Here is a 13,696-nt window from a genome sequence, read left to right as displayed (position 1 = left end):
CGCACGCCCATCGCGGATGTCCTCACTGTCCGCGGATGGGCGTGCCGTCCTCAGGTAGATCGAGACTGCAGTTTGTCGAGCAGCACAGCCACGACCAGAACGGTGCCGGTGACAACGCCCTGCCAAAATGCGGAAACTCCCATCAAACCCAGTCCGTTTTGCAGGACGGCAATGAGGAGCACGCCTACTACCGTCCCGAAAACTCCTCCCAGACCGCCGTAGAAGCTTGTGCCCCCGAGCAGAACTGCGGCACCAGCAGTCAAAGCCAAACTCGCACCAGCGGTCGGAGATGCCGAGGCGAGTCGACTTGCATCCACCATGCCCGCCACCGAGGCGAAGAGACCTCCGAGACCGTACACACACACGTACACCCACGAGACGTTGATGCCGGCCAGTCGTGCCGCTTCGGGATTCCCGCCCACTGCATAGACGGCGCGCCCGAACGAGGTGAAGCGGAGCAAGTATCCACTCAGCAACAGAACCGTGAGACTCAAGACAACCGGCACGGGAATGGTCATGACAGTGCCATTTCCGAGCGCGTAAAGAAGGCTTCCCTCCTCGATGGGAATCGTGTTGGTCTTGCCATTGGTCACGACGTTGAGCGCACCGGTGAACAGGGATGTGGTGCCGAGGGTGACGACGAAGAAGTTGAGACGAATACGCCCGATAAGCACTCCGTTTACGGCTCCACCCAGCAGGACCCCCGTCAAGCCTCCCAACAAGAGAGCGACAATTTCTGGGAGTCCGGACTCCAGCGCCCGATATGCAACGTACCCGGCCGCAGCATAGATTGCTCCAACGGAAAGATCGAAACCGGCCGACAGTACTACGAAGGTAAGACCGATAGCCGTGATCATCAAGGCGCTGTTGCCGGACAGCACATTCAGGATGTTCGCCTTCGTGAAGAAGAACTCCTGCGTCACCGAAAGGTAAAGAACCATGATGAGAAGAGCAGCCAATGCTCCACCGAACCCGCGGAAGTTCTTCAGCACAGCACCCGCGGATGTCGACATTCCCGGACGCTCTGTCCGTTCGGACTCAGCGATCTCCGCTTCGGAAGAATCTTTCGATGGGGCGACTGTTGGTTCAGACATCAATAACTCCTGCGGCGAGTTCAGCAATTGTCAATTCGTCGAGCTGATCGGATGGGCGGTCAGCGACAATTCGGCCTCGAAACATCACCATGACGCGATCGCACACACCGAGCAGCTCGCTATTTTCGGAAGAACTTATGAGAACAGCCACGCCCTGCGACGCAAGCTCCCTCACGAGCCGATATATCTCGGACTTGGCACCCACGTCCACCCCTCTCGTGGGCTCGTCCATCAGCAAGACCTGTGGAGCACTCGACAGCCATCGGCCTATGACCACCTTTTGCTGATTCCCGCCCGATAGGCTCCCCGCAGGCAGGCTCATGTCAGCCGGTCGCACCTGGAGTTCTTGCATGGCACTGGAGGCGGCTGTTCGCTGATTTCTCCTGTTGATAGGTAGCAGATTCAGCCTGTTGTTTGCGATGAGACTCAGGTTGTGGAAAACACTTGCGGCCGGAACCAGCCCTTCGCCTTTTCGGTCGCCGGTTACGAACGCCAGGTCACGTTGAATGGACCGGCGTGGGGTCCGACGGGTGTAGGGCTTGCCCGCTACCGTCACTTCGCCTACACCGGCATCTGCGCCGAAGATCGAACGGACAACCTCGACACGCCCACAACCCACCAGACCGGCGAGTCCCACGACTTCCCCGGGCCTGACGTCGAAACCTACATCCTCGATGACGCCAGGAGAGGACAGGTGACCGACCGACAGGGCCGGCTTGTCCGAAGTGGACCGAGTTTTGGCAATCTCTCGGTGGAAGTAGTCCGTGAGGGGCCTACCGACCATCAATCGAGTTATTGTGCCCTCATCGGCCTCGGCCAGGTCCATCGTCCTCACCAGTGCGCCGTCACGAAGCACGGTCACGCGGTCTGCCACAGGTTCGATATCTTGCAGACGCTGAGAGATGAATGCAATTGCCAGGCCGAAGCTTTTCATTTTACGAATGATGTCGAACAGCGATTCCGTCAATTCGGCCGTCAGCGAACTCGTGGGTTCATCGAATATGACAACCGAAGCCTTCGACGCAACAGCCCTGGCAATGGCGACGACCTGACGATCGCCCGGACCAAGAGATCCTACTATTCGGTCAGCGCGAATTCCGGAACCGAGCTCGCCCAAGGCCTCGGTTGCGGTCCGGTGAGCTGTGGTCCAGTCGATGCGGAATCGGGAGCCGGGTAAGTTCCCCAGAGCAATGTTTTCCGCCACTGTCAGACTTTCTACGACGGGCACCTCCTGCGCGACCATCGCGATGCCGGCTCGCGAGGCCTGAAGCGGGTTGGCGAACTTCACGGGCTCTCCCCGTAGCAACACCTGGCCGCTGCTGGCCGTGACTTCGCCGTAGGCAATCTTCATCAAGGTCGACTTACCGGACCCGTTCTCACCCAACAATGCGTGTGCTTCTCCAGCGTGGATCTCGAAGTCGACCCCCTTCAGCGCGTGAGTTCGACCGAATCGTTTGTGAACAGACTTCATCTGCAAGAGCGGTGGTTCCATCCGTACCTCCTCGGAAATCATCTCTGTGCGCGTTCGAGATCAGTTGCCCAGGCTTGCAACGTTTTCTGGGCAACCGCCGCCCTGTGCACACGTGATTTCGCCGGACTCGATCTTTGCGGCCGCGTCGGCCCAGGGCACGCGATTAGCGGCGTTGCCCGCGGTGTAGAGCTCGGTTGGGCTTTCCACGAACGCAGGTACGTCCTGTCCGTTCAGAATGGCGCGGGAGATCGCTTCGAGTATCAACCCGGTGCGCCACGGGACAAGATCGACCGTCGCGCTGAGACGGCCGTCCTCGACTGCTTCGATTCCATCCTCGTCGCCGTTTTGACCCACGATGACAACATCCTCGAGGCCTGCGGCCTTGACTGCGACGGAAGCTCCCATCGCGGCGGCATCGTTGTATGCCATGATTCCCTGAATGTCGTTCTGGTACTTGGTAAGAGCGGTCGCAACGACCTTCTGACCGCCGGCAATATCATCGGTGGGGTCGTCGACACGTCCGAGCCAGTCGATAGCGCTGCCTTCGGTCGTGTTCTTTTCGTACTGGGACATCATTGTCTCGAGGATGGGAACTGGCACGCCGAGACCGACTCCCAGAACATTTCCGCTGCCACCCAGTTGATCCTTGACGTAGTCCGACAGCAGTTTGGAACCGCGATAGCTGCCGCCGGTGTCCACATTGGACGTAAGCACTCCAGGATCGGATTCCGGTGACGCCAGACCGGCCCAACCGACAACTTTGATGCCTGCGGCATTCGCCCTCTGAAGAGCCGGCTTGAGCGAATTGGCGTCCAGCGGATAAACGACGATCAGATCGACTTGCTGTGCCACGAGCTGGTCTACGTCGGTTACCTGCTTGGCGGGATCCAGCTGCGCATCGAGAGCCTTGACCGCGATGCCGTTGCGTGCAGCAGCAGAGGTGAACGTGTCTTGAGTCATCTTCAGGATAGGTTGAGCGCCCTGCGGATTCGAGATCCCTACGGTGAATTCCGAGTCGCCCTCCGGGCCGGAATCGGACGCGCAGGCACTCAACGTCAGCACTGATGCAAGGACGAGCGGCGCGATTGCGGCTACAGAGCGGGCTGGTTTGGTCATGTGGAATCCTCCATAGGGCCGTAACGTTTTTCGGTGGTCTTCGAGCCACTTTGAGCGAAAAATCTGCGGTCGAGGTGTGCCGAGTACAACACGTGTTCGATAGCGGGAGACGGCGATGTTTCACTGACCGAAACCACCAGGAACAGAGACCCGGATCTACCTCGAGACGTCGTCGGGTCCCGAGAATGCGACTACTGCGGACGGAACGCAGGATGATCGAGGGCGACCTCGCAACCCATCGAACAGGTCGATCGATTTCGAGACAGCCATCGCTCTCGAGGGCATTACGTCTCGGGGCCGACGTCATGAACTTCCGAGCCCGCGACGGCACTGCACACTGCTCTACCTGGCCCATATTAGGACGGCGGCGGTAGACACCCTGTTGCTCTGGTGCTGCCGGCCGGCGATCCGGCGGCACCGAAAGCTACGCGTCCGTGGCCTCATCCTCTGCCTCGTCCGCAGCAAAGTTCAACGGCACAGCCAACAATGGACACTATGGTCCCTGCCCGGTTCGGTCACTGCGTGAGAACACCGAAGCACTCGGTAACCCGAAGGGAGCCAACGACGTCGAGCTAGATTTCGGCCTCGTACACGGTGCGTCCACCGAAGACTGTACGAAGCACCCGCGTTTCGCCGATCGAGCCGGTCGGGATATCGAACAAGTTCCGGTCGAGCACGATGAAGTCAGCATCCTTGCCGACTTCGATCGTGCCGCGCTTGTCGCTCTGCCCGACGGCGTGGGCCCCGTTTATCGTCATTGCCGCCAACCCCCTCTCGAGGTCGATCGATTGGTCTCCGTGTTCGATGGCACCCTGCAACGCTGGGAACAGATTCGGAGAGTCGGCGATACTCCAGTCCGTTCCGAACGTCATTTCTGCTCCAGCTCGTGCCACGGAGTCGAATTCGTACAAGTGACTGACCCCGTGTTCTGGGAGATGCCACACGGCGGGCGACATCTCGGCACCCACCCGCAATGCCGCGAAACGCTCGAAGTCATCTTTGTGGACCAGACAGCAGTGCGCCAGTTCGTGCCGGGGTCCATGAGGCCCATTGACGGAACGGGCGTGTTCCACAGCATCCAAGGCTCGCCGGATTGCTCCCTCACCGCCGCAGTGGACCTTCACCATCAAACCCGCAGCATCGAAGCGCACCATGGCAGAATTCATTTCGTCCTGCGGTATGAGCAGGTTTTCTTCGTCGACGGTGCCATCGTCATGGATGCACGAATGGGTCCAGTAAGGCGGAATCGGTGACCCGTCGAGCCAGAACTTCACGAAACGTGTATCCACGTGGTGCGACGCGTAGTCCTCGTGATGCTCGATCATATGATTCAGGGCATCCAGCCCGGCCATCCCGAAAGACTCTTCCCGCCATACCAGATGCGCCGCCACGTGTAGCTGTAGTTCATCGGCAGCGTCGAGTTGGCCCATCACCCTGAGCAGCTGCTCCGTTGACGAGGCGTCCTGAACAGACGTGACACCGTATCTGTGATTCAGATCGCGCGCGTAGCGAATTGCCTGTGCCATGACACTGTCTGCGTGTATTCCAAGCGCGCGGAACACCGGCCACCGCGCCTGTTCGTAGAGTTCACCGGTCACCCTCCCGGTGGCATCTCGAATTACTTTTCCATTCTCGACATCCGGTGTTTCATCGTCGATTCCTGCAAGTTCCAGAGCACAGGAGTTGACCAAGACATTGTGCGCCGATCTGTCGTGTAGAAGGACGGGTTGATCAGGGAACTCACGGTCGAGGAATGCCCGGTCGGGCCCCTTACTGCCGAACGAGTCGGGCCAATAGCGTCCGCCGATCAGCCAACGGTTACCGAGATGGTCTACGGGCCTCGGCCCAACCCAGCTGCGCAGGGCATCCAGGATTTCGGCTTCTCCCGCGCCGTGAGGCAGTGCCACTTCCCAGCGATTGAGGCCACTGACCAAATGGGTATGAGCGTCATGAATTCCTGGCATGACCATGTGCCCGCCCAGGTCGATGACTTCATCCGCCTCAGCTATGTCTCCGGCGAGTGAAGCCACGTCACCGACGGCCGATATCTTGCCCTCGTTCTCGACAATGACCGAAGCCCAGGACGCCGGCGACTTCCCCGTGTATAAAGCCGCATTCACGTAAGCCTTGGACATATATTCTCTCCCGTTCCTCTCAGTTTCGGCAGTTGCCTGTCGAGCCGACGTAAGACCGTACTGCGGTCCGTGACGGACATCTCCAACCACTTCCATCGAACTCGACACGACCGCGCGGCTTTTCGATCGAATCCACTGGTACTTCTCGCTGCTACGTTGCACGGATCGCACGAAATCCTGACCTGATCGTTTCGGTGAACGAACCGTCTCGACAGGGTTCGATCAGTGAAACTCGCGCTTGACGCCGGTGATGACTAGCGCACGATGTAGCTATGACTGCACTCGTTGACGAAGTTGCCTATGCCGACACCGTGCTACGGGGTGGTCCCGTGCTCGATCTGTCAGATTGGAGACCTGGTGATCACGCGACCGAGGAATGGCGAGGGAGCCGACCTCGCGCAATTGCAATCAGGCAAGGCAACATCGTTGCGCTCGGAACTGCCACGGAAGATCTTATTGGGCCGGATACTCACATCGTCGAACTGGACGGCAACACTGTCATACCTGGAATAAATGACGGCCATTTGCACTTCACGGCTTATTCGGTCACCAGCCACACGTACGTCAAAATGGGGACCGACATCTTTACCGATGTCGGTCAGCTGAGCAGCTTTCTGACCGCTGACCGGATCGACGAAAGTGGTTGGATCCGTGGGCACGGTTGGGATGCGCTCATCATCGGACGAAAGCTCACCGCAGCCGATGTCGATGATGCTCTCGCTGTCAATGGCATCACCGGCACACCCGTCGTACTTTTCGACTGGAGCGGTCATTCGCTCACAGCAAACAGCACTGCACTCTCACTTGCGGGTATTACCGCCGATACCCCTGACCCTGCCGGTGGTGTCATCGAGCGCGACGCTGACGGGAACCCGGAAGGGTTTCTCACCGACTCAGCAATTTCATTGTTGATCGCGGTCGTTCCACCGGTGCCGAGAGAACAGCTACTCGACGCCTATCGCGCGGGACAGGCGGATCTGCATGCTCTCGGAATAACGGCTTTGACCGAACCTGGTCTGGGTCCTGGCCATCGGGCGTTGTTGGACGGCTCGGGTTCGGTCGAGGCATTGGATGCGCTGGCAGACCTCGCGGAAGCCGGCGATCTGACAATGCGGATTTCGGTCCTGGTCCTGCCGAACGGAACGGGGGGAGCCAACGCTGCCGACGTGAAGTTTCACTTGGATGCGGGTCTTGCTGATCGCTACGCCGATCGCGACGTCGACCCACAGAGGCTGGCAATTGCCGGCGTCAAGGTCTTCGCGGACGGCACACCCCAAAATGGTACGACCTGGCACAAGGACCCCGTCCACGATCAGAACCCTCCCGGGCATCACTGCGGACACATGGTCGTAACCGGCGACACCGACGTCGACAAGGTCGCAGAACTACGCGAAATCATCAGGATCGTCGACGACGCCGGACTGCAGGTAGCCATTCACGCAATCGGGGATCAAACAGTCGAGACAGTCATCGACACGATCGCAGAGATTGCTCCGAACAGTCCATTGCGGCACTACCTCATCCACACCACAGAGCTATACCCCAGTGGATGGGAAACATTGGCTGCCAACGGGATAGGCGCGTGTTTCAATCCCGTGATCATGAGCACCTTCGTGCGATTCCTCGCACCGGAACGGATTTTGCGCACTGAGCCGATCAAGTCGACTCTCCACGCTGGAGTTCGCCCAGGAATTACGTCGGACGCACCCGTTGTGCCGCCCGATTGGCGTCCCGCGGTAGTCAACGCTGTTACCCGCGCGCACTGCTGGGAAGGCCCTGTTCCAACAGAAGACCAGGAGGCCATTACCTCCGTGGACGCTCTATCACTGTTGACCAGTGGTGCCGCCATCCGGGATCGCGCAGAGTTGTGGCGCGGAACACTGGCCGTCGGTCAACGCGCCGACTTGGCCGTGTTGGAAGGTGAATGGCCGAGTGATGAAGACGTGGCTTCGCTACTCGACCGCCGGATACTTCACACTTTGATCGACGGCAAAACCGTCTACACGGATTCGTCCTCGAGGTAAGCGTCAGCGCGAACTCGATCGGCAAATTCGCAGTACAGCCTCGGAAGATGCGCCATTCCAACGGGACTCGAGTCAACGACGAGCCGACTTCTTACTCGAAGAACCGTGTGAGGGCTCCGAGGTCACTGAATTCGATTCGGTCCCGCTCAGCCACGAGACTTCATGACACTGGGGAATGAGATGGCAGACTGCATCGGGCGGAAGCGGTGGTGCTCCGTCTCGCACAAGGTGCTGATCGGGACGCAGGCCGCGGCTCATCGACTCTGCGCCGCGGAGTGATGGGGCGCCCCTGGCGGGTGTCTACCGACCGACGGAATGGCAAGTGGCTGAGCTTGTCCTATCGTTGCACTAGCCCGGACTTCGATGATTTCGCGAGGTCTGAGCGATTGCACGCCAATGGTCCCCCACAAGATTGGTTCATCGAATGTCCGATGTCAGAGGTCCACAGAGCTACTTCCCTTCCATCGAGAAGAAGTACGGCAGGCCCGTGTCCGAATGGCTCGATGCCATAGCCGCGTCGCCGCTGACGAAGCATTCCGAACTGGTTGCATGGCTCAAAACCGAGCACGGCTTAGGGCACGGCCACGCCAATGCCCTGGTCGCCCACGCCAAGCAGACAGGCCTGATCACGTTGACATGAAAGGCGAAACAGAACCCACAGTGGCCTGATCAGAGCTGTGAGGCTCAGTCGGTAGGGGTTTCGTCGCCAGGGTGAGCAGGAAGAAACACCAGCGTCAGGATGGCTGCAACAGCCGTGATGGCAGCAGCAACCAGGCTTCCGGTTGTGAACCCTTCGACGAACTGGGCCCGCGCGAGTTCGGACAACTGCGCACCGGCGATCGCGCCAGTACTACCGAAGGATTCTCCCGCCTGCCGTGCGGCTTCCAGTGCAGCACCGACCGACTCGCGCGCCGGATCCATGAGTAACTCCGGAAGATCTGCGGTCTCGAGACCCTCCCGGTACACGGAGAGGGCAACCGAGCCGATCACCGCGACACCGAGCGTCCCGCCGAGTTCACGCGTGGCGTCGTTCACGGCAGACCCCATGCCCGCCTTGTCCGTCGGAACTACCCCCATGATCGCCTCGGTCGCAGGAGCGCTGATCAGACCCAATCCTGCACCGAGGAGAACCATCTGGCCCGCAATCTGGATATAGCTGGTGCTCACATCGACCGTCGACGTCCACGTGAACGCAGCCGTCAACGACAGAAGTCCGCTTGCCACCACGAGCTTGGTTCCGATCCACACCGCCAGCCGCGGACTGACCAAGGAAAAAATGGCGAGAGAACCAGCTACCGGCAACATACGAACACCGGTTTCGAGCGCTCCGTACTCACGCACCGCCTGGAAGTACTGAGTCACCAGGAAAATAAACCCGAACATCGCGAAGAAGGCACTGGTGACTGCCCCGCTGGCCGCAGTGAAGCGCAAGTTCTTGAACAAACGCACGTCCAGCATCGGATGCCGCGCCTGCGACTCCCTGATCACGAAAACGGTCAACAGTATTGCAGCCACACCGAATCCGATCGCTGTGGATGGAGACGACCATCCTCGATCGGGCCCTTCGATGATCGCGTGAACCAAGGACCCGAGCGCCAGCACCGACAGCAACAAGCCCGATTTGTCGAGCGGGGGCGTCGACGGATCACTCGAGTTGGGAACGAGTGCGAAAGCCAGCACGAGAGCGAGCACCGCGACCGCGCCGTTGAACACCAGGATCGATCCCCACCAGTAGTGCTCGATCAAGGCACCTCCGACGACCGGGCCGACTGCCACCGACACCCCTGTGGCCGCGCCCCACACTCCGATCGCCATTACTCTCTCGGACCGCTCGACGAAGACGTTCGTCAAGATCGACAACGTCACCGGGTAGACCACAGCGGCGGCGATACCGGCAAGGGCGCGCCATCCGATCAGTTGATCCGGTGCGCTGCTGAATGCTCCCCCCAACGATGCGAACGCGAACAGTGCCAATCCTGCAATCAAGAACGGACGACGACCGAATCGGTCGCTCAGCGAACCACCGGCGAGAACCAACGCGGCGAACGCCAGGTTGAACGCGTCGACCACCCACAGAAGGTCACGGGTCGATGCGCCCAGATCTACGACCAGCGTCGGCAGCGCGATGTTGACGATGGTGGTGGAGACGTTGACGACGAACACCGCAGCACACAGTGTGACGAGTATTGCCATTTTGTTCGAGTTGCGCGGAGGGGCAGCGAAGTTCAGGACCATAACGAAGTTATAGCAGCCGTTCTGTCAACCCACAAGGGTCGACAGATCGTCCTGCTCGCGCTTGGCACCGTGATCACTGTGCGATCATGACGAGATGGCGGCCCAGCGCACTCCTCGAAACCCCGCCGACGGCCCCACTCGCGAACGCCTCGTCGACGCCGCAATCAGCGTGCTGGCCGCATCCGGCCCCGCCGAGGTGAAGGTGCGACGCATCAGTGAAGAGGCCGGTGTTTCCACCATCACCGTTTACCACCACTTCGGCGGTGTACGAGGCCTGCTCGACGAAGTGGTGATTCGCGGATACTCGTCACTCCGCGACGCACTGCTCGACGCCGAAGCCTCCGACGACGACCCAGGAGTGCAGCTGTTCGCGATGGCGTTGGCCACCCGCGAGATGGCTCGAAGCAATCCGCACCTCTACGACATGATGTTCGGCTTGTCCACACGGGGAACGTATCGGGCGACAACGCCGCCGACACCCACGCAACACCACTTCCGCGAGGCATACGGCGTCCTGGTGGGTGCCTGCGAGCGAATGAAGACTGCCGCAAGAATCGACATCGACGACCCGGAGCAAATCGCGGCCCAGTTGTGGAGTCTGGTGCACGGGTTCGTGTCGCTCGAGGCAGGCGGACACTTCGATGGACACGAGGACCCGGTCACGTCCGTGCTGGCCCCCATGGCGGTCGCACAGCTCGTGGGAAACGGGGAAAACCGTGTGCGTGCAACAGAATGTGCACGCACCGCATACATGCGGTGGAGAACTGTCCACCAGGATTGAACGCCGCTACCGCCCCCGACGGGTACCCGAAAGCGGGTTCGTCCAGTCCCCGATCGTCATCATTTCCCCGACGACATCCGTGAAAAATGAGCTTTCGCGAAGTCGTCGAATGTTCGCGCTGCGTGCCCGGTCACCTGCTGTACGACGTCTGTCGTCCGATCCTCGGTGCCTCGGGCGATGTCGGCGTCCAATGCGGCGAGAATCCGTGCAAACTCAACCGGAAGGCCGTGGTCGCTGTGCAATCGAGCCAATTGGTCGACGGTGATCGAACGATGTGAGATGTCGGTACCGGTCTGGGCGGAGATGATTGCGGCCGCGTTGCCGTAACTCAGAGCCGTTGGCCCGGTGACTATGTGGTCGGTGTTGTGTGGTTCGGGATCCGTCAGACAATGTGCAGCGACGGCGGCTATATCGAGCGCGTCGACGAAAGCAATTCGCCCCTCGCCGGTTGCGCTGACTATTTCTCCGTCTCGAACCCCCTTTGCAAGAGGGGTATTGCCGATGAAGTTCTGCATGAACCACGATGGCCGCAGGACAGCCCATTCCGCGGCCGTCGAGACAACCGCGTCGTGGATTTCGCCGAGGCCCGGTGCGCCCCGGTCCAATGCGGACGAGCTCAATGCGACGATTCGTCGAACACCCTGTTGCGCTGCCTGTTCGAGGAACGGCCCGACGACCGTCATCGGGTCGGCCGATCCAACAGGTGCGACGAGGTACACCCCGGTGACCCCGCGTAGGGCCCGCGCGTGACTCTCGACATCTGCCCAATCGAAGAACACGTCGTTCGGCAATACAGGATTCCTTGTGGCGAGGCGGGTTCCGACGTCTCTCGCGTCCAGCGCCCGAGCTACGCGACTTCCCGTTGTACCGGTCGAGCCCAGAACGAGAATCACGCCGTGCCCCCGGCGAATGCGGTGAGGTCGGCCGTCGTGCCGATCGCTTCCGCGGCTGCCAACGGACTCCAGTAGTCGCGATAGTGTCGGATGTGACTGCCGTCAGTCGTAATGATGGCGACGTACCGCATCGAATACGCGTTTCCGGTCTTGGGCGCGATGCCTGCAAGCTCGATCGTCGAGGCAGTGCTCGACGAATTTTCCGAGGCAGGTTACGGCCGTTTGTCGATGGAGCGAGTGGCGAAGCGAGCTCGGGTCGGAAAGAGCGCTCTGTATCGCCGATGGCCGTCGAAGGAGGAGATGGTGGTTGCCGTGCTGTCCGAGTTCAGCGTCGGACTTTCGGACGCACCGGATACCGGCACGTTTCGAGGTGATCTACGGGCGACGCTCGGTCGGTTCGTCGACTGGATCGACGACCCGCGCTTTTCCAGAATTCTGCCTGACCTGGTGGCCGAGTCTGCCCGCAACCCGCGTCTGGGCGAACTGCACAAGGCAATGATCGGCACGCCGAGGCGGGAGCGTTCGGTTCAGATCTTGGAACGTGCGGTTGCACGAGGAGAAATACCCGAGCACGTCGACTTCGAGTTGGCTCTGGACCTGATTGCCGGCCCGGTGTATTGGCGCTCGACCGTACGGGGAGCCGACGTGGACGACAAGTATCTCGACGCACTGACCGACGTCATAGTCGCGGCATTGACCGGTTCTTGAACGCTACGACCACTGGACTCGCGCGTAGATTATGAGCCATGTCGCGTTCTATACCTCATCCCGAACCCTTCGTTTCAGCGACTTCTGCTGCGGCGCTGAACGATTTGAGAACACGACTTCGCGCGACACGCTGGCCGGATGATCCCGCCGATGCCGGGTGGTCGCTCGGTGTCGACGTCGGCTATCTGCGCGAACTCGTCGACTATTGGGCCGACGAATTCGACTGGGCAGCACAGGAGTCGGCTCTGTCGAGACATCCTCGATTTCGAGTCGAGGTCGGCGATGTGAACATTCACTTCGTGCACGCACGGGCTGTGTCACCTGTGGGCCCGGTTCTTCCTGTGGTTCTCAGCCATGGGTGGCCGGACTCGTTCTGGCGGTACTCGAAAGTTGTGTCGCTGCTGACCGATCCGGGTGCACACGGAGCCGACCCCGCCGATGCCTTCGATATCGTCGTGCCCGACATGCCGGGCTACGGTTATTCCGACCGACCCACAGGCCCGCCCTCGAGTTCGATCGACGTCGCAGGCCTGTGGGCGGAACTGATGCGCATTCTCGGGTACTCCCGTTACGGTGCCGCCGGTGGCGACATCGGCAGCGCCGTCAGTCGATACCTGGCGCTCGACGACCCCCAGTCCGTCGTAGCCGTACATCGTATGGATGCCGGACTGCCCGTGTTCACCGGCGATCGCGCCGACCTCTCACCGCAGGAGCATGACTTCCTCGACAGGTCCGTCGCGTGGGGCAGCACCGAGGGTGCATATGCTGCGATGCACCGCACGAAACCGCAGACCGCTGCCGTCGGGTTGACCGATTCCCCGGCCGGGCTGGCCGCATGGATCGTCGAGAAGCTCCGAGCGTGGACCGACTCCGACGGCCACATCGAACGCAGCTTCACTAAAGACGAGATCCTCACGAACGTCACCCTCTACTGGCTCACCGAAACCATCGGATCGTCGATGCGCATGTACAACGCCAACGCGTCCATTCCGTTGGAGCAGCACGCCCGCCGCGTCGAGGTACCATCAGGGTTCTCGTTCTTTTCGGGCGACCTTTTCGCGCGACCGCCCCGCGCCTGGCTCGACCGCGTCGCGAACGTCGTTCGTATAAAAGAACTTCCGCGCGGTGGACACTTCGCACCGTTCGTGGAACCGGAGCTGTACGCGCAGGAACTACGAGACTTCTTCCGGCCGTATCGTAATGCCCTCGGTTGAGGCGAACAATGAACAACTGCACTCG

At 60.5% G+C, this 13,696-nt stretch carries 11 protein-coding genes; 5 read left to right on the top strand and 6 right to left on the bottom strand.

What is annotated here, in order from left to right; all coding sequences use genetic code 11:
• Window positions 1–50: 50 nt before the first annotated feature.
• The 4 genes from ACIGGF_RS07665 to ACIGGF_RS07650 all read right to left on the bottom strand — a co-directional run bounded on the left by ACIGGF_RS07665 (window position 51) and on the right by ACIGGF_RS07650 (window position 5,816).
• The gene (locus ACIGGF_RS07665; protein WP_397520789.1) at window positions 51–1,121 is read right to left on the bottom strand and encodes an ABC transporter permease; all 1,071 of its coding nucleotides are present in this window, start codon (window positions 1,119–1,121) and stop codon (window positions 51–53) included.
• Complete coding sequence (locus ACIGGF_RS07660; RefSeq protein ID WP_397520900.1) at window positions 1,087–2,565, bottom strand: sugar ABC transporter ATP-binding protein; 1,479 nt, start codon at window positions 2,563–2,565, stop codon at window positions 1,087–1,089. Before ACIGGF_RS07660 ends, ACIGGF_RS07665 begins: the two co-directional genes overlap by 35 nt.
• A 60-nt stretch (window positions 2,566–2,625) precedes the next feature.
• The gene (locus tag ACIGGF_RS07655) at window positions 2,626–3,681 is read right to left on the bottom strand and encodes a sugar ABC transporter substrate-binding protein (protein WP_397520788.1); all 1,056 of its coding nucleotides are present in this window, start codon (window positions 3,679–3,681) and stop codon (window positions 2,626–2,628) included.
• 572 nt (window positions 3,682–4,253) lie between these two features.
• Window positions 4,254–5,816, bottom strand: a complete 1,563-nt coding sequence (locus tag ACIGGF_RS07650; protein ID WP_397520787.1) for an amidohydrolase — start codon at window positions 5,814–5,816, stop codon at window positions 4,254–4,256.
• A gap of 272 nt (window positions 5,817–6,088) precedes the next feature.
• Here ACIGGF_RS07650 and ACIGGF_RS07645 point away from each other — a divergent pair, with 272 nt between their 5' ends.
• Window positions 6,089–7,840, top strand: a complete 1,752-nt coding sequence (locus ACIGGF_RS07645; RefSeq protein WP_397520786.1) for an amidohydrolase — start codon at window positions 6,089–6,091, stop codon at window positions 7,838–7,840.
• Between the two features lie 424 nt (window positions 7,841–8,264).
• Entirely contained in the window at window positions 8,265–8,480 is a 216-nt protein-coding gene (locus ACIGGF_RS07640) for a DUF4287 domain-containing protein (RefSeq protein WP_397520785.1), read from the top strand.
• 44 nt (window positions 8,481–8,524) lie between these two features.
• Here ACIGGF_RS07640 and ACIGGF_RS07635 read toward each other — a convergent pair whose 3' ends face one another.
• Window positions 8,525–10,075 carry an MFS transporter gene (locus ACIGGF_RS07635; protein ID WP_397520784.1) on the bottom strand — a complete coding sequence of 517 codons (1,551 nt, stop codon included), beginning with the start codon at window positions 10,073–10,075 and terminating at the stop codon, window positions 8,525–8,527.
• Between the two features lie 94 nt (window positions 10,076–10,169).
• Between ACIGGF_RS07635 and ACIGGF_RS07630 the strand changes: the two genes are divergently transcribed.
• A complete protein-coding gene (locus ACIGGF_RS07630) occupies window positions 10,170–10,856 on the top strand; it encodes a TetR/AcrR family transcriptional regulator (RefSeq protein ID WP_397520783.1) in 687 nt (228 codons plus the stop codon).
• A gap of 59 nt (window positions 10,857–10,915) precedes the next feature.
• Here the strand turns inward: ACIGGF_RS07630 and ACIGGF_RS07625 are convergent, their stop codons facing one another.
• Window positions 10,916–11,749 carry an NAD(P)H-binding protein gene (locus ACIGGF_RS07625; RefSeq protein WP_397520782.1) on the bottom strand — a complete coding sequence of 278 codons (834 nt, stop codon included), beginning with the start codon at window positions 11,747–11,749 and terminating at the stop codon, window positions 10,916–10,918.
• A 111-nt stretch (window positions 11,750–11,860) separates the two neighbouring features.
• Between ACIGGF_RS07625 and ACIGGF_RS07620 the strand changes: the two genes are divergently transcribed.
• Window positions 11,861–12,457 (top strand): TetR/AcrR family transcriptional regulator, encoded by a 597-nt coding sequence (locus tag ACIGGF_RS07620; RefSeq protein ID WP_397520781.1) that lies wholly within the window; start codon window positions 11,861–11,863, stop codon window positions 12,455–12,457.
• A 38-nt stretch (window positions 12,458–12,495) separates the two neighbouring features.
• Window positions 12,496–13,671 carry an epoxide hydrolase family protein gene (locus ACIGGF_RS07615; RefSeq protein WP_397520780.1) on the top strand — a complete coding sequence of 392 codons (1,176 nt, stop codon included), beginning with the start codon at window positions 12,496–12,498 and terminating at the stop codon, window positions 13,669–13,671.
• The last annotated feature ends 25 nt before the right edge of the window (window positions 13,672–13,696 follow it).

Source organism: Rhodococcus sp. NPDC078407 (assembly GCF_044542515.1).
Lineage (GTDB): Bacteria > Actinomycetota > Actinomycetes > Mycobacteriales > Mycobacteriaceae > Rhodococcoides.
The sequence above is the reverse complement of the archived record's forward strand: the minus strand, read 5'-3'. Positions and strand labels throughout refer to the sequence as shown.